General features: G+C 60.9%; 15 protein-coding genes and 2 pseudogenes. 1 reads left to right on the forward strand and 16 read right to left on the reverse strand.

Features of this window, described 5'->3' with window-relative positions:
* Positions 1–324 precede the first annotated feature (324 nt).
* From J7416_RS22300 to J7416_RS22320, 5 genes are all read right to left on the reverse strand, one after another.
* Positions 325–2,718, reverse strand: coding sequence for a type IV secretion system protein B4 (locus J7416_RS22300; protein WP_180888399.1), 2,394 nt, complete (start codon positions 2,716–2,718; stop codon positions 325–327).
* The gene (locus J7416_RS22305; RefSeq protein ID WP_180888400.1) at positions 2,693–2,971 is read right to left on the reverse strand and encodes a VirB3 family type IV secretion system protein; all 279 of its coding nucleotides are present in this window, start codon (positions 2,969–2,971) and stop codon (positions 2,693–2,695) included. Before J7416_RS22305 ends, J7416_RS22300 begins: the two co-directional genes overlap by 26 nt.
* Positions 2,972–3,082: 111 nt before the next feature.
* Entirely contained in the window at positions 3,083–3,364 is a 282-nt protein-coding gene (locus J7416_RS22310) for a TrbC/VirB2 family protein (RefSeq protein WP_009574106.1), read from the reverse strand.
* Between the two features lie 16 nt (positions 3,365–3,380).
* Complete coding sequence (locus J7416_RS22315; RefSeq protein WP_180888401.1) at positions 3,381–3,914, reverse strand: lytic transglycosylase domain-containing protein; 534 nt, start codon at positions 3,912–3,914, stop codon at positions 3,381–3,383.
* Between the two features lie 103 nt (positions 3,915–4,017).
* Positions 4,018–4,332 (reverse strand): hypothetical protein, encoded by a 315-nt coding sequence (locus J7416_RS22320; protein WP_008335576.1) that lies wholly within the window; start codon positions 4,330–4,332, stop codon positions 4,018–4,020.
* Between the two features lie 132 nt (positions 4,333–4,464).
* Between J7416_RS22320 and J7416_RS22325 the strand changes: the two genes are divergently transcribed.
* Positions 4,465–5,043, forward strand: a complete 579-nt coding sequence (locus J7416_RS22325; protein ID WP_152460878.1) for a hypothetical protein — start codon at positions 4,465–4,467, stop codon at positions 5,041–5,043.
* Here J7416_RS22325 and J7416_RS22330 read toward each other — a convergent pair.
* From J7416_RS22330 to J7416_RS22385, 11 genes and pseudogenes are all read right to left on the reverse strand, one after another.
* Positions 5,037–5,237 carry a hypothetical protein gene (locus J7416_RS22330; RefSeq protein WP_152460877.1) on the reverse strand — a complete coding sequence of 67 codons (201 nt, stop codon included), beginning with the start codon at positions 5,235–5,237 and terminating at the stop codon, positions 5,037–5,039. The genes J7416_RS22325 and J7416_RS22330 overlap by 7 nt on opposite strands.
* Before the next feature lie 77 nt (positions 5,238–5,314).
* The gene (locus tag J7416_RS22335) at positions 5,315–5,524 is read right to left on the reverse strand and encodes a helix-turn-helix transcriptional regulator (RefSeq protein ID WP_152460876.1); all 210 of its coding nucleotides are present in this window, start codon (positions 5,522–5,524) and stop codon (positions 5,315–5,317) included.
* A 109-nt stretch (positions 5,525–5,633) separates the two neighbouring features.
* Positions 5,634–5,825, reverse strand: a pseudogene (locus J7416_RS22340) (transposase); the annotation flags it as partial.
* Between the two features lie 141 nt (positions 5,826–5,966).
* Positions 5,967–6,812 carry an alpha/beta fold hydrolase gene (locus J7416_RS22345; RefSeq protein ID WP_040179405.1) on the reverse strand — a complete coding sequence of 282 codons (846 nt, stop codon included), beginning with the start codon at positions 6,810–6,812 and terminating at the stop codon, positions 5,967–5,969.
* Positions 6,813–6,832: 20 nt separating this feature from the next.
* Positions 6,833–7,507, reverse strand: a pseudogene (locus J7416_RS22355) (OmpW family outer membrane protein).
* Positions 7,507–9,240, reverse strand: a complete 1,734-nt coding sequence (locus tag J7416_RS22360; protein ID WP_209227901.1) for a GMC family oxidoreductase N-terminal domain-containing protein — start codon at positions 9,238–9,240, stop codon at positions 7,507–7,509. The pseudogene J7416_RS22355 and the gene J7416_RS22360 overlap by 1 nt, the downstream one beginning before the upstream one ends.
* 86 nt (positions 9,241–9,326) lie before the next feature.
* Positions 9,327–10,823 (reverse strand): aldehyde dehydrogenase family protein, encoded by a 1,497-nt coding sequence (locus tag J7416_RS22365; protein WP_040179400.1) that lies wholly within the window; start codon positions 10,821–10,823, stop codon positions 9,327–9,329.
* A 93-nt stretch (positions 10,824–10,916) separates the two neighbouring features.
* Entirely contained in the window at positions 10,917–11,849 is a 933-nt protein-coding gene (locus tag J7416_RS22370; protein ID WP_040179399.1) for a helix-turn-helix domain-containing protein, read from the reverse strand.
* A 487-nt stretch (positions 11,850–12,336) separates the two neighbouring features.
* Positions 12,337–13,536, reverse strand: coding sequence for a 3-oxoadipyl-CoA thiolase (gene pcaF / locus J7416_RS22375; protein ID WP_009804213.1), 1,200 nt, complete (start codon positions 13,534–13,536; stop codon positions 12,337–12,339).
* A gap of 2 nt (positions 13,537–13,538) precedes the next feature.
* Positions 13,539–14,459 (reverse strand): FAD-binding protein, encoded by a 921-nt coding sequence (locus tag J7416_RS22380; protein ID WP_009804214.1) that lies wholly within the window; start codon positions 14,457–14,459, stop codon positions 13,539–13,541.
* A partial coding sequence (locus J7416_RS22385) for an electron transfer flavoprotein subunit beta/FixA family protein (protein WP_209227903.1) occupies positions 14,459–14,871 on the reverse strand: 413 nt, incomplete at its 5' end. The genes J7416_RS22380 and J7416_RS22385, both read right to left, overlap by 1 nt.

Here is a 14,871-nt window from a genome sequence, read left to right on the forward strand (position 1 = left end):
GGCCGCGCGATCGCGCGGCCGATCGCGGAATTGTCCTGCGTCGGCACGCCCTGGGCATGCGCGGGCAGGGCACTGAGGCCGAGGCAGAGCCCGGCGGATATGATCGCGGCGCGGCTCATTCCGGACGGGGCAGGAGCTCGAAGCTGCAGTCGGGTTTGCTTCCTTGCTTAACCGGTGCGCCCATGGTCGAGAAAGAGAGGGCCGCGCGCGTCACCCGCGGTTCGCCATTGCGACCGAAGCAGGGCGAGGTTTGTTCGGTGTATTTCTCGCAAGCTGAGAGAAGGACTGCTGCGGCGGCGCAAAGCATAAAGAGGGGTTTCGAACTCATAGCACATTTCTCCAGAAATTGGGATTGGCGCGCCAATCGGCGGGTACGCGGGCCTCTCCGGTGGCGCCGCCGCCAAGGATGGGGAGGAGGGTGCCGAGCGCGGAGAGGTCGGCATCGACGAAGACGCTGTCGCCCGCCGAGCGAACGAGCGCGATGCGCTGGCCGATGGTAGGCTGGACGAGAAGAGCCGCCTCTTTGGCGTTCACGCGCAGGAAGTCGTAATCGGAGAACGTGGCGCGATCGTTCGGGAAGAGGATCTGGGTCGGCACCGTCTCGACGATGGTCTTGCCCACGCGGCTGTCGCGCAACTGGCTCGGATATTGCGTCATCATGATCACGACGCAGTTCATCTTCCGAAGCGTGACCAGCCAGTTTTCCAGCCGCGCCCCGAAGTAGGGATCGTCCAATAGCTTCCAGGCCTCGTCGAGCACGATGATGGTGGGTCGGCGGTCTTCGACCACGCGTTCGATCTGACGGAAGATATAGGAGAGCACCGCCATGCGCTCGGTGGTCATGTCGAGGATTTCGGTCATGTCAAACCCGACGATGTCGCCCGTGAGTTTGAGGCCCGCGCCGCGCTCGGGCTCGTCAAAGACCCAGCCATAGCGTCCGCCCGGGGCCCATTCGGCAACGCGGGATTGCAACTCGCCGTCGTCATCGAGCGACTGGAACAGCGTCTCGAAACTGGCGAAGCGCTGCAGCGCCACGCCCGCATCGGCGTTCTGCCCGACGGCACTCTGGATATGGCGAGATTGCTCGCCCGAAAGTGTGCCATTCCGTGTGAGAAGTGTCGCAAGCCAGTCCGAGAGCCAGGCGCGGCCGCGCTCGTCGGTCTCGGTGGCGAGCGGGTTCAGCCCCGTGGGAACACCGGCACGGATTTCATTGTATCGCCCGCCAAGGGCGCGGACGGCCATCTCGAGCCCGCGATCCTTGTCGAAGAAAAAGAGCCGCGCGCCGACCCGCTGCGCCTGCGCCGCAAGGAAGGCGGTGGTGAGCGTCTTGCCCGTGCCGGTGCGCCCCAGAACGAGGGTGTGTCCGACGGTCGGTTCCTTGGCCGAGCTTCCCGCCTCGTGGAAGTTGAAGCGGTAGCCAGAGGTGCCGACTGTCGGCAGAACCGAAATGGTCTGGCCCCAGGGCGACTGATCCGGGCCGCGCCCTTCGACACTGCCATGCAGGGCCGCGAAGTCGGCAAAGTTGATCGAGGAGATCGGTGTCTTGCGGGCGCGGTAGCCGAAATTGCCGGGGGATTGCGCGAAATAGGTGGCTTTCAGCGCCATGTTTTCGCGCACGATCACCGACATGATTTCCTGTCCGACGCGCTTGATCTGGGCGGCTGCCCGTTCAAGCGTGTCGCGGTCAGGCACATAGACGGCGATGGAGAGGTGATGGTCGCCGAAGGCGATACGGCCTGCTTCCTGGTCGTCTGCGGCCTGGCCCAGTTGTTCGCGCAGGGAGACGGCGGCATCGTCGGAGGCCTGCATTTGGCGGATGATGCGCTGGATGCGTTCGGCCATGATGTTGTTCGGGATCGGGCTGAAAGAATTCGTCAGCACGATGTCGAGCGGCAGGTCGAGCGCGTCGAGGAGCGTCACGTCGGTGAGGGCCGGATAGGTCTTCATCGAGAAAAGTGCGCCATATTTGACCTGACCGGTCACGGCATCGGTCAGGGTGACGACGTCGCCGTCAAAGGTCGCGCGGCAATTGCTCAAGGTATGTGAGAGGGGCAAGGCGCTTTGCCCGAAGGCGATGGGGGAGAAGCTGCCCGCGTTCAGCGTGTTGAGATAGCCCAGCCATTCGCCTCCCTTGCGGGTCAGCCGCACGGGATTGGCCGAGGCAAGTGCCACCTCGAAGAAGCCCATGACCTCGTTCAGCTCCTGCAGGCGCGTCGCGCGGTCCTTGACCCAGGCCTTACGGGCCAGCGCCCGCAGAAGCGGAATGCGCGCCGAGATATCAGGCCGCCGAATGACGCTGAGATAGAGTTGGCGCTTGGCCGGGCGCAGGTCTTTCACATGGTCCTGCCAGCGCGCGTCGATCGCGGCGGCGAAGCTGTCTCCCTCGATGGGGCGCATTCCGAGATCCTGCGGCACGGAGATCCGGTGGATGTAGAAGCCGAAGGCATTGCCGGTCTGAGCGACGATGGCGGCAACCGCGCGCTTGAGCGCATCGAGCCGGGTGTCTTCGCTGGTCATCGGATTGAGGCCATCAAAGCGCAGGCTCGCCATGAGGTCGCCCTCGCGGAGCACCATGACATCGTCATCGGCAAGGGCAAAATACGGCAGGTGTTCCGCGAGATAACTCTCCCGCGCGAACGCCCCGCCGCCAGCCTGAAGCAGAGCGGTTCCGTGAGTGGAAAGTGTGCCCGTATCAAGCGCCAAAGCTGTCCCCTCCATGCAGGGTGCGGTTCTTCGTCGGGCGCACCGAACCGTAGGAGACGCGCAAGACCTCGAAGAAATGCGGCTCGCGGTCGGCGACAAACCAGAGGATCGGATAGGCGATGATACCGATCAGGAAGAAGACCATAGACTTCGTCCAGATGAACGGCAGAACGACCCCGGTCGCCAGCACCACGAGGTATCCGACAGGGAGGCCCAGATACTTGGGCGGTCGGGCGAGGCCCAGAAAGAGGGGGGATCGTTCTGCCATAGGGTGATATTCCGGCTTAGAAGGAAATGTGTGTCCGGAGAGGGACCCGAGGCAGCGTTTGCGAAGCACAACGCGTTCGGGTCCCTCGTAGGACGCTATTTTGCCGGAATGTCACGAGAAGCCGTCGACGATGGTGCCAGCCGAGAAAATCAGGACGATCCCGATGATGACCGAGGCAAACCAGCCCCAGTTGAGGCGCCCCATCATGCACATGAAGCCGGTGCCGATGACCGCGAGCGTGGCGACCGCAATCCCGATCGGACCGGTCAGCGCGGCCTCGACGGTTTCCAGCATGGTCTGGATGGGTGACAAGTCTTGCGCGAGGGCGGGCGTTGCGAAAGCCGCCAGGGTTGTGGCGGCAGGCAAGAGGCGGCTGAGGCGATGTCGAAGCATGCGAAGTTCCCTTGTTTTACTGAAGATCGATGAGGACTGGCGCGCGGGCTGGCACGCGGGTCGCGACACGGATGTCCGGCGCGGAAACGGATGTGCCCGCGAGTCGGGCCCGGATCCGGTGGATGCGCGCGATGTAGTCGCGGGTCTCGGCGAAGGGTGGAATTCCGGAATATTCGACCACGCGATGCGGCCCGGCATTGTAGGCCGCGAGCGCCAGATCGATGTCCTTGAACGTGGCGATCTGCGCGAGCAGATAGCGTGCGGCGCCATCGAGGTTCTGGGACGGATCGCGCGGATCGACTCCGAGGCTGCGGGCCGTGTCTGGCATCAGCTGGCCAAGACCGTAGGCACCCTTGGGGCTCACGGCAGTCGGATTGTAGCTGCTTTCGGCCTCGACCAGCGCTTGGAAAAGGACCAGCCAGTCGTCCTCATCGAGGCCGACCTGCCGCAGGGCACGGTTCCCCTGGTGCCGGTCAGCAGTCGTGCGGATCAGGGAGAGGATGTCGTCGCGGCCAGACGGCGGTGTGGCATCCAGCGAGGCAAGAACCACCCCGGCCTCAGCGCTATCACTCAGCCCCACCCACGCAGGCCGCGCGCCATGAAAGGTCCAGCCCGAGGTCCGGGCCGCCCCGTCACGGCCAAAGGCGATGACGTCAGCCGCGCTCCTCGAGGGTGATGCTGTAATCAGGACCAAAGCGCAGATCGCGCCCGTCACCGAACTCGAGATGATGTTTGAAGAGCCCTGGCCATATGTTGAAATACCGCGGCTCCGGACCGTGCGGGGTGATCCGGGTTGAGACCAGAATGGCTTCCGGTTCGCCCTCGCGCAGGTAGATGCACTGGTAGCGCGGCTTGCCATCGTCCGTGAACCCCACGAGTTCATACCGGCAGCGGAACGCGATGCCCTTCTCGGACAAGTCTTTGACACCGTCTATGGTGATCAGGATCTGGTTGCGCGCTATCGGCATGTTCGGACTCTCCCCACGAGAGCCCTTCTACTTCACGACACTAAGGCCATAAAGTTATATAGAGTCAATACGACATATTGCAGAAAACTACATATTGCACGATAGTTGCCGCAACTTTTGCGGGAGAGTGGCATGAGACGACAAGTAATGGCGGCGATAATCGGGGGTTTGGCAGGCTTCGGAGCCCCGGAGAAGGCGCAAGCCTATGACATCGACTGCGCCATCATGCTCTGCATGGCGGGTGGTTTCCCCCCGAGTGCTGTCTGCGCGCGGGCCTATCGCACGATGATCCGCCGCATCACGCCCTGGCCGAGCCTGCCGCCCTTCGGGGTATGCACCTTTGCCCATGTGCCGGTCGAGCTGGGCGGGCCCGGCGGCGAGGGCGAGCTCGACACCAACCTGCCCGAATACGAATGGCTGAACCGGACCCATGTGATCTGGTTCACCGGGCGCTCCTACGAGCCGCGTGACGAGCCGCGTCAGTGGGACTGGTCGATCCGCTCCTGCGATCGTGAGAACCGGACCTGCCGCTATATCCAGCGGGTCTACGGGTCCCACACGCCCTGGCCCACGACATTCGTCTCGGAAAGCGGACAGGAGATCGCCTATCCGAGCGGTGGCGGCCTTTGGCACTTCTATTCCCGCAGCATCATGGTCGAATTCGGCGACTACGAGGGCAACATGGGTCACTCGGAGTGGTTTTCCTACTGATGCTGTCTGTCCGACAGTTTGAGTGACACTGGCCGTACTATGACAAGCGTAGGGTCGTAACTGTCAGGATCCACGAATTGGCGGCGGCTCACGCTTCCATCATCCCAGCGATAGTCGGTGAACACATGGGTTTCCTGCGTTCCGTCGATGATAAACCCTTCCAGGAAGGGCCAGCCAGTCTTTCTCTTCGCCATGTACCCGCGCCACTCGTATCGTTCTTGCCGTTATGTCTCTCGCGTTGGGTGACGGGATCAAAGCCTCAGGAAGCGCACTAGCGTTTCGCGAAGAGTTCTTCGGGGTCGACATTGAGCGCCTTGGCGATGCGTTCGAGAAGGTCGAGGGAGGCCGCGAACTTGGCGTTCTCGACCTTGCCCATATGGCCGCGGCTCACGTCGGCCCGATGAGCAAGCTCCTCCTGGCTGAGGCCGCGGGCGCGTCTCAATTCCTGGATGTTCTGTGCTACACGGTCCCGCAAGTTCATGCCCGCGAAACGGACACGATGCGCGAAATGTCACCACGCGATATATGTTACATTCGAAGGTGCTGAGAAGAAATCTGGGAACGGCGCGAGATCGCCGGAATCGGATGCCTGCCTTCTCATCCTCCAAAGCCTTCAGCTTGGCCGCATCAGACACTTCCATGCCGCCATACTTGGATTTGAATTTATAAAATGTGCCCTGGCTGAGACCGTGCTTGCGGCAGACCTCTTCCGTCGGCATCCCGGCTTCCTGTTCTTTGATCATCCCGATGATCTGCGCTTCTGTAAAACGGCTCTTTCGCATCTGTTTGCTCCTTCAAGAGGTTGAGCAAACTCTACATTAAAGTGCGGGAGGTTTCGGGGGGCAGGTCACTAAGGGCGCGATATCGGGGTGTTTTGTTAACGAATGCACGGATACCGGAACACACTTTTTGGCGTGCCACAGTCACGGGTTGTCGACATCCGCGACAAAAGCCGTCAGATCCGCGTTGAACCGATCCGCGTGTTCCAGATGCGGCAGGTGACCGCAGCCATCATAGAGACGTTTGCGAATGGCATTTGTTCCCTGCTCGAGGAATCGCAGGTGATGCATTGGCGTTAGCTTGTCCTGCTTGCCCCAGATCACCATAACCTGCTGGTCGATTTCGCCCAGCCAACCATGCAGGTCACGCACCAGTTCACGGCGGAATCCGAACAGGTTCGACAATCCACGCAGGGTCTTCAGAAAGGCGCGTTGCGCCCCTGGCATGCGGGCGAAGGCCAGTCTTGCGCGCACGAGTTCATCGGTCACCAGGCTCTTGTCATGAACGACCTCCCCCATCAGCATCCGCATCCCCAGCGGGTTCGGCCAGGTCAACATTTCTCCCAGCCCCGGCAGGGTCGAGAGCCGGAAGAGAATGTAGGTCTCATAGCCGATCACTGCAGGCGAGACGAGGGTCAGCGAACGGACCCGAGCCGGCTCTGCGCGCGTGAGCCCCAATGACAGCCGTCCGCCCATCGAGTGCCCCACGAGGTGGAAACTTTCGAGCCCGAGTTCCGTCACGAAGGCCCGCAGAAACGCGACCTGCGCATCGAGCGACAGGTCTAAATCGGCGGGCTTGTCGGTCCTGCCGCAGCCCGGCAGGTCCACCGCCCAGACCCGGTATCGCTCGGCGAGCGGGCCGATATTGCCCTGCCAGTCCTCGATGGACGAATAGATCCCGTGGACGAGGAGCACCACCGGACCGGACGTGCCGACTTGCCGGTAGCGCGTCCTCAGCCCCATGATATCGACGTAACGATCTTCGCTCATGCAATGCTCCTCGTTTGTCGTCAGAACCGATACGACACACCCAACGTGACCGTGACCGGATCGAGCGTCAGCTTTGAGCCCCCCACCACCGGTCCGGCCCCAGTGGGCGCTGTGAAATCTGTTTCGGTTTCCAGCCAGGATTTCTTGATCTCTGCAAAAGCGCCCCATCTGTCGTCGATGGCGTAGTCGACACCGGCGACCAGCACCGTGCCTCAGCCGTTATCGACCGACACGTCAGCAAGCGCCGCATCTTCTTCGTCGAGGATCAGCCCATAGACCGCACCTGCTCCGATATAGGGTGATACCCTGCCGTCGGTGTTGAAATGGTAGCGCAGGGTCAGGCTTGGGGCGCCATAGGTGACATCGCCCAGATGCCCGAACGCCTCAAGCGAACCGGCACCGTAAAGGCTGGTTGTCGCGGGAAGGCCGAGGCCCAACCAGACCGAAATGTCCGGGCGAAAGAAGTACCCAACCTCGAAAATGGCTGTGACATTGTCGTCGATCCGAGCATCACCGCCTGGCACTTCTACGCCGCCTATGCTGACGGTCGCGGCCTCGTCAAAGAACACACCCGTCAGCCCGGCCTTCAACTCGATCTTGCGATCCGAAAAGTCCTGCGCCTGAGCGCTCTGGAGCGCCGCCACCAACGCAATCGCGGCCATAGCGGGTCGGGTCAATATCGCTTGCAAAGTCATCAGATCGCTCCCACCAGAATGTCGGCCATCCGTTCGCCGATGATCACGGTTGGGGCCATCGTGTTGCCGGTCGAGACCTGCGGCATGACTGAGGCGTCGGCAATCGACAGTTTTTCGATGCCATAAACTGACAGCGACCCATCCACGACCGACATCTCGTCCGTACCCATCTTGCAGGTGCAGCTTTCGTGGAAATAGGTCCCGGCAGCGCTGCGGGCGAAGTCCTTGAGGTCTTCGCCCGACAACGCGCCGGGCATCACCTCGCGTTTCACGAACTCGGCCATCGGGGAGGAGTTGCCGATTTCGCGGCACAGTTCAATGCAGCGGGTGAGCGCGGTCAGGTCGGCCTCTTCCTTAAGGAAGCCGCCGTCAATCGAGAGGGGATCGCTGGGGTTCGGCCCCGTGAGCCGCATCTCGCCGCGCGATTTCGGTTTCACGATGCCGGGCGCGATAGTCCACGACCCCGCCGGAACCTCGAAGGCCGGGCCATGGACTTCCGATGCGTAGGGCACCTCAATCTGGAAAGGTTGTAGGTCGGGTGTGTCGAGGTTGGAATTCGACTTCCAGAAGAATGTCGCCTCGGCCGCCGAGTTATGCGGCGGCAGCGGGGTGTCATACTCCCATACGCAGCCCGCGGCGAGGATGTGATCCTGGAAATTTTGGCCGACCCCGGGCAGATCATGCGCTACCTCCACGCCAACCTCGCGGAGGTGAGCCGCCGGACCAATACCTGACTGCATCAGGATTTTCGGCGTGTTGATCGCACCTGCCGAGAGTACGACGCGTTCATTCGCGCCCACGGTCATCACTTCGCCGTCCTTCTCGAAAGTGACGCCCGTCACGGTGGTTCCATCAAGCTCGACGCGGTGGACGGTTGCGCCGGTCACCAGTGTGATGTTCGGGCGCTTCAGCGTTTCCCAAAGGTAGTCGGCGGGCAGGTTGCGGCGCATCCCGTCCTTGATCCGCACATTGGCGAGTGCCGCACCGCCCTCGCCTTCCATCATTTCGCCGTTCATATCGGAATAGGATGGAATCCCGACGCTTTCACAGGCTTGCAGAAAGGCCGGCGCGATCGGGTTAGGGTCTTCGACCTCAGTGACGAAAAGTCGCCCTCCCGTGCCGCGGCGGCTGTCATCTGCTGGGCCGTGCCAATCTTCGATCCGCTTGTAAATCTTCAGCACATTCTCGTAGTTCCAGGCCTCATCGCCGGTTTCGGCGGCCCAGTGGTCGAAATCGTTCTTGTGGCCACGCGCCCAAATCATCACGTTGATCGACGATCCGCCGCCAACAACCTTGCCCATCGGTAGGATCAGAGAACGCCCGTTCACCTTGTCGGAAGCCTCTGCGGTATAACCCCAGTCACGTTCGGAACGGATATTGGTGGGCCACATCAGCGGGTTCAGTACTTCGTCAATCTGATCGGTATCGCCGGCTTCCAGCACCAGTACGTTGGCATCGGTTTCGGCTGCCAGTCGTCCAGCGACCACAGCGCCGCCTGACCCGGAGCCGACGACGATATAGTCATAGGATCTAGCCAGGTTCTGCGCATTATAGCGCTGCGTGATCGCCGCATCGCCCAGTTCCTGTGCCCAGACTTTGGCTGTCGCCAGCGATGCGCCGGCCGCCACGGCCATCTGTATAAAGGCCCGCCGCCCGATGCGGCCATGCACCAGCCCGGCCTGAAGCGTCATCAGCCTATCGCCCTTTTCGAGTGCTTTCGAAAAAATTTTCATGATTGTCCTCCCAAAGACATAGTCGCCCGCTCCAAACGGCTCCTCACCGCATGAGGAGCGGGCCAATTCTTACTTTCGGCTAGCGTCTAGAACGGCAGTGGGTGCGGCTGACGCTGGGTCGAGATCCAGCGCTGCGTTGTAAAGGCCTCGATGGCGCCTTTCGGTCCCCATTTGCCGCCGCCACCCGAAGCCCCGATTCCCGAGAATGGGCAATGCGGTTCGTCGTGGACCGTCGAGTCGTTGATGTGGACCATGCCCGCATGGATGCGCTCGGCCAGAAGTTCACCGTGCAACACATCGCCGGTAACGACAGAGGCAGACAGACCATAAGGCGTGTCATTGGCCATCGCGATGGCTTCATCTTCACTGTCAAACGGCGTCACGGTGGTCACGGGGCCAAAGACTTCATCTGTCCAGACATCCATCTCCGGCGTCACGCGGGTCAGCACCGTAGCGGTGTAGAACGGTCCTTGGGCCTTGCCGCCGCATTCAGCTTTGGCACCAGCCTTGACGGCTGAATCCACCATGGCCTCGATCCGGCGCAGCTGACGGGTGTTGATGATCGGGCCGACCACGCAGGTCTGTTCGTCGGGGTTGGTGGGGACGAAATTGACTGTCTTAGCCACAAGCTTTTCGACAAACGCATCATAAATCGAACGGTCCACCAGAACTTTGTCGCAGGACATGCAAATCTGGCCCTGATGCAGGAACGAACCAAAGAATGCCAGATCGACTGCACGGTCGAGATCGGCATCCTTGCGCACGATCATCGAGTTCTTGCCGCCGAGTTCGAGCACGATCGGTTTGAATGCCTTGGCGCAAGCGGTCGCGAGAAGCTGACCGACGCGTGTTGAGCCTGTAAAACTCATCACCGCGATCCGTTTGTCATCTACAAAAGCATTTCCCACCATGGCCGCACCGTCGCGGGAGGTCGTAACAACGTTGAAAACACCCGCTGGGAAACCCGCGTCGTTGAAGAGTTCCGCCAACATCAGGCCACCGGACAGGGGACTGTCTTCTGAGGGTTTCAGAACGGCGGTGTTGCCGAGCGCCAGCGCATAAATGAAGCCTCGCAGCGACAGGTAAAGGGGGAAATTCCACGGGCTGATTGCGCCCACGACGCCTGCGGGCGAGCGCAACGTGCGATTTATCTTCCCCGGTACCTGGCTCGGATAGATCTCGCCGATCTCGCGGGTGGTCAGCCCGGCGGCTTCGGCGAGCGCCAGCGGTACTAGCGAGCATTCAAACATCGCCTTGCCAAAGCCCGAGCCGGTCTCAGCGACGAGCATGTCCACGAAATCCTGCTGACGCTCCACAAACAGTGCCGCAGCGCGGTGAAAAAGCCCTGCGCGCGCAGCAGGAGGCAACGCCGCCCAGTCTGGCTGCGCCTTTGTCGCTGCGTCAATGGCCGCCGTCACATCGTCCGCAGTTGCGTCCGCGACTTGCGCAATGGTGTCTCCGGTGGTGGAATTGTCCGTCGCGAATGTCTTTTCGTTGCTGGCCGCGCTCCACGCGCCGCCAATAAACATCTCGCGGGCCGGCACTTTTGTGTCCCCGCTGCCTCGCTTAAGCCAATCGAGCATTTTCTTTCCTCCCAAGATGAATTTTGGATATATGAAAATGCGATCAGAATTATTGCGCCATGAACAAAACACGCAACACTTGGAACAAAACAATCAAGACAACATACTTGGCGGTCTCTGACGGCGCTTACGATAACCCGCAGGCGTTTCGCCTGTGGTCTTGCGGAAAGTTCGACCGAAATGGCTCGCATCAGAAAAGCCAAGCTCAAAGGCAAGAGCCTCTATCGGCGTCAGAGACTTGCGCAATTGACGTTTTGCCTCGGCGATGCGGACCTTGTTGGCAAAGCGCGCCGGCGTGGTGCCGAAGTACTTCTTGAACTGGCGGTTCACGGACGATTCCGACGTCGCGGCAGCACGTGCCAGTTCCGCGATCGGCACATGGCGGTGCAGGTTGTCCCGGATGAGGCTGGCTACCGCCGCAATACCGGAATCGTGCGATCCGTATTTGCTGACAAGCAGGGAACGCCCGCGAAGCTGGAGTAGCCGTAGAAGAAGATCGTCAATCTTGGAGTCAATGCGCAAATCGGAAAACACATCTCTTTCGGTCCGAAACAGGCGCATCAGGTTCGGCAGATCAAGCTCATCCGCCTCGCCGCCCCGCAACACCGAGAACGCTGTCCAGTCGAGCGACATCGCGATCGGGTGCCCGCCACGCGTCATGGTCTCGTTCAGTCGTCCAAGCACTGACTCGACGCGCTCGTTTTCGATCTCGATGCAATCGCATTCAATCGGAGCGTCCGTGCGCGCCATGCTCAAGTCGATGTCGATTTCCAGCCCCGGCGGGACGAACATGACATCGCCGGGCATGAAGTCGAATGCGTCGCTGTCCGACACGCTCATGATTTTGTGACCGCGTCCCAGGCGGCAGATGATCGGGTTGGCAAAGCAAAACTGGACCCGTGCAGGGGTGTTTGTGAAGTAACTCGCTGCCTCCGAATGCGAAGCATAATGCGCGGACCGGTATTCGACCAGTTTCCTCACCCGGCGCTCCGCCTGACTGTTTCTGGCTAAATCTAGCTGGGTCATTTCATTTCTCCCTTCACGACCGACTGACGCGGCGCCCCTTTCCCGGTCACTCTATGAGGTGCGCACCGAGGAAATTTCTATTAAACTAATTTTCTGCCAATCGGGGTGTGCAACAAAGGTAACAATTGATACCTTGTGTTTACCGCGAAGCTCACATGTAGGATTGGGTCGAAATGGTATCACTCGAAACCGCTAGCGGCAAAGTCCGCGACGGTTATCTGTGAGCGATATCTGAACTGCGACTCATGTTGGGATTGTCCGTCGTCAGAGTTTCCCGGATCACTTCGGCCGTTTTCCATCCGAGGCATTTTCTGGGTGTTGCGTTGAGGCGGTCACAGATCATTTTCAATTCATGATCTGTGACCGCCGTGATGTTGCGCTTCCAGCAAGATAGGGCATTTATCGCAAGCCAGTTTAGAATGTGCCCGGCTACAAGAAATTAAACGCATAATTAGACTTATGTTAGTTTTGTGGTTGTCGCGGCACCTCAGACAGCTTCGAGCGCGATTGCAATCCCCTGTCCCACGCCAATACACATGGTCGATAACGACTTTTCTCCAGGTTTGAGGTCCAGCATCGCTGAACCAGTGATGCGGGCACCTGACATGCCAAGCGGATGGCCGAGAGCAATAGCGCCGCCGTTCGGGTTCACGCGGGCGTCATCATCCGCGATCCCCAGGTGCCGTAGTGTGGCCAGACCCTGCGAAGCAAAGGCTTCGTTAAGTTCGATTACCGAGAAGTCTTCTTGTTTCAGTCCAAGTCGCGCCATCAGCTTTTCCGACGCCGGTGCCGGCCCGAAACCCATGATGCGCGGTGCGACGCCCGCGGTTGCGCCGCCCAAGACCCTTGCGATCGGTGTGAGGCCAAATTTTTTTGCGACGTCGCTGGTGGCAAGGATCAATGCTGCGGCACCATCGTTCACGCCCGAAGAATTCCCAGCGGTTACAGTGCCGTCCGCTTTTACGAAAGTTTTCAGTTGGGCGAGCGCTTCCAAAGTCGTACCCGCGCGAGGGTGTTCATCCTGTACGACGATCTTTGGCTCCCCCTTTCGCTGAGGAATCTCTACCGGGACAATTTCACGGGCCAAACGACCGTTCGCCATGGCATCTCTCGCCTTTCGCTGCGAACGCATGGCGAAGGCATCTTGGTCGGCGCGGTTGATGCTGAAGTCTTCCGCTACGTTTTCGGCCGTTTCAGGCATGCTGTCGACGCCGTATTGACTCTTCATCTGTTTATTGACGAAGCGCCAGCCGATGGTGGTGTCTTCAGCAGAATTTTCGCGCGAGAATGCAGTTGTAGCTTTTGGCATCACAAACGGAGCACGAGACATGCTTTCCACACCGCCAGCAACAATGAGATCGGCTTCTCCAGCTTTGATCGCGCGGGCGGCTGTGATTACGGCGTCCATACCCGATCCGCACAACCGGTTCATCGTCGTGCCAGGGACACAATCCGGAAATCCCGCGAGTAGCAGCGACATGCGTGCGACGTTGCGGTTGTCCTCGCCCGCCTGGTTGGCGCAGCCGAAAATCACTTCGTCAATGGCCGCTAGATCTAGCTTCGGGTTTCGGCTGGCCAGGGCCCTGAGTGGGATTGCACCAAGATCGTCGGCTCGCACAGAAGAAAGCGCGCCGCCATAGCGACCAATTGGTGTGCGGATGTAATCGCAGATGTAGACGTTTGTCATTCTTAGAGTGCCTTTGTCATATCCGGGACGGCGTCGAGCAGGTCTGCGACCAGGCCGTAGTCGGCGACCTGGAAGATCTGGGCCTCTTCATCCTTGTTGATGGCGACGATGACCTTGCTGTCCTTCATGCCTGCAAGGTGTTGAATTGCCCCGGAAATCCCGACCGCGATGTACAGCTCGGGCGCCACGACCTTGCCGGTCTGGCCGACCTGCCAGTCGTTCGGTGCGAACCCGCTATCCACCGCCGCGCGCGAGGCGCCGACCGCCGCGCCCAGCTTGTCGGCCAGGCCCTCGATGATCGCGAAGTTCTCCTCGGAACCGACGCCGCGACCGCCCGAGACCACGATCTTGGCCGAGGTCAGTTCCGGACGATCCGACGCCGCGACCTTGTCCTCGACCCAGGCGCTCAGGCCCGCGTTGCCGGCCGCTGCGATGGCCTCGACGGCGGCCGAACCACCCTGGCCAGCCGCGTCGAAGGCGGTGGTGCGGACGGTCAGTACCTTCTTGGAATCGTTGGACTTTACCGTCTGAATCGCGTTGCCCGCGTAGATCGGGCGTTCGAACGTGGACCCGTCCACGATGGCGGTGACGTCCGACAAAACCATCACGTCCAGCAGCGCCGCGACGCGCGGCAGGATGTTTTTCGCGCTCGCCGTGGACGGAGCAACGATATGTTCATAATTGCCTGCCAGGCTGACCACCAGATCGGCGACCGGCTCGGCCAGGCCGTTGGCATAGGCGGCGTCATCCGCCACCAGAACCTTTGCCACGCCGTCGATCTTCGACGCGGCCTCGCCTGCGGCAGCGGGGCCCGCAACCAGAACGGTCACATCGCCCAGCGATTTGGCAGCGGTCACCGCCTTGGCGGTGGCGTCCAGCGCCAGTGCACCACCGGCGATTTCTGCAAGGAGAAGAACAGCCATTACACGATCCCCTTTTCTTTCAGCTTCGACACCAGCTCGTCGACCGAGCCAACCATTTCCCCGGCCGAACGCGCGGCGGGCTCTGCCGTCTTGACGACGGTCAGGCGCGGCGTGACATCGACGCCGAAATCGGCGGCGGTCTTTTCGTCCAGCGGTTTCTTCTTGGCTTTCATGATGTTGGGCAGCGAGGCGTAGCGCGGCTCGTTCAGGCGCAGGTCGGCGGTGACGATCGCCGGCAGCTTCACCTTGATGGTCTGCAGACCGCCGTCCACTTCGCGGGTCACGACGGCATGCTCGCCCTCGATCGCAACCTCAGAGGCATAGGTCGCCTGACCCCAGCCCAGCAGCGCCGCCAGCATCTGGCCGGTCGCGTTCATGTCGTTGTCGATCGCCTGTTTGCCCGCGATCACCA

Origin of the sequence: Ruegeria sp. R14_0 (genome assembly GCF_017743975.1) — a bacterium.
GTDB lineage: Bacteria > Pseudomonadota > Alphaproteobacteria > Rhodobacterales > Rhodobacteraceae > Ruegeria.

Excerpts from the sequence above, each read along its gene's own strand:
- J7416_RS22335 (WP_152460876.1), bottom strand. The coding sequence starts at position 5,524 with ATGAACTTGCGGGACCGTGTAGCACAGAACATCCAGGAATTGAGACGC.
- J7416_RS22330 (WP_152460877.1), bottom strand. The coding sequence starts at position 5,237 with ATGGCGAAGAGAAAGACTGGCTGGCCCTTCCTGGAAGGGTTTATCATC.
- J7416_RS22365 (WP_040179400.1), bottom strand. The coding sequence starts at position 10,823 with ATGCTCGATTGGCTTAAGCGAGGCAGCGGGGACACAAAAGTGCCGGCC.
- J7416_RS22380 (WP_009804214.1), bottom strand. The coding sequence starts at position 14,459 with ATGGCTGTTCTTCTCCTTGCAGAAATCGCCGGTGGTGCACTGGCGCTG.
- J7416_RS22320 (WP_008335576.1), bottom strand. The coding sequence starts at position 4,332 with ATGCCGATAGCGCGCAACCAGATCCTGATCACCATAGACGGTGTCAAA.
- J7416_RS22300 (WP_180888399.1), bottom strand. The coding sequence starts at position 2,718 with ATGGAGGGGACAGCTTTGGCGCTTGATACGGGCACACTTTCCACTCAC.
- J7416_RS22310 (WP_009574106.1), bottom strand. The coding sequence starts at position 3,364 with ATGCTTCGACATCGCCTCAGCCGCCTCTTGCCTGCCGCCACAACCCTG.
- J7416_RS22305 (WP_180888400.1), bottom strand. The coding sequence starts at position 2,971 with ATGGCAGAACGATCCCCCCTCTTTCTGGGCCTCGCCCGACCGCCCAAG.
- pcaF (WP_009804213.1), bottom strand. The coding sequence starts at position 13,536 with ATGACAAACGTCTACATCTGCGATTACATCCGCACACCAATTGGTCGC.
- J7416_RS22360 (WP_209227901.1), bottom strand. The coding sequence starts at position 9,240 with ATGAAAATTTTTTCGAAAGCACTCGAAAAGGGCGATAGGCTGATGACG.
- J7416_RS22370 (WP_040179399.1), bottom strand. The coding sequence starts at position 11,849 with ATGACCCAGCTAGATTTAGCCAGAAACAGTCAGGCGGAGCGCCGGGTG.
- J7416_RS22325 (WP_152460878.1), top strand. The coding sequence starts at position 4,465 with ATGAGACGACAAGTAATGGCGGCGATAATCGGGGGTTTGGCAGGCTTC.
- J7416_RS22345 (WP_040179405.1), bottom strand. The coding sequence starts at position 6,812 with ATGAGCGAAGATCGTTACGTCGATATCATGGGGCTGAGGACGCGCTAC.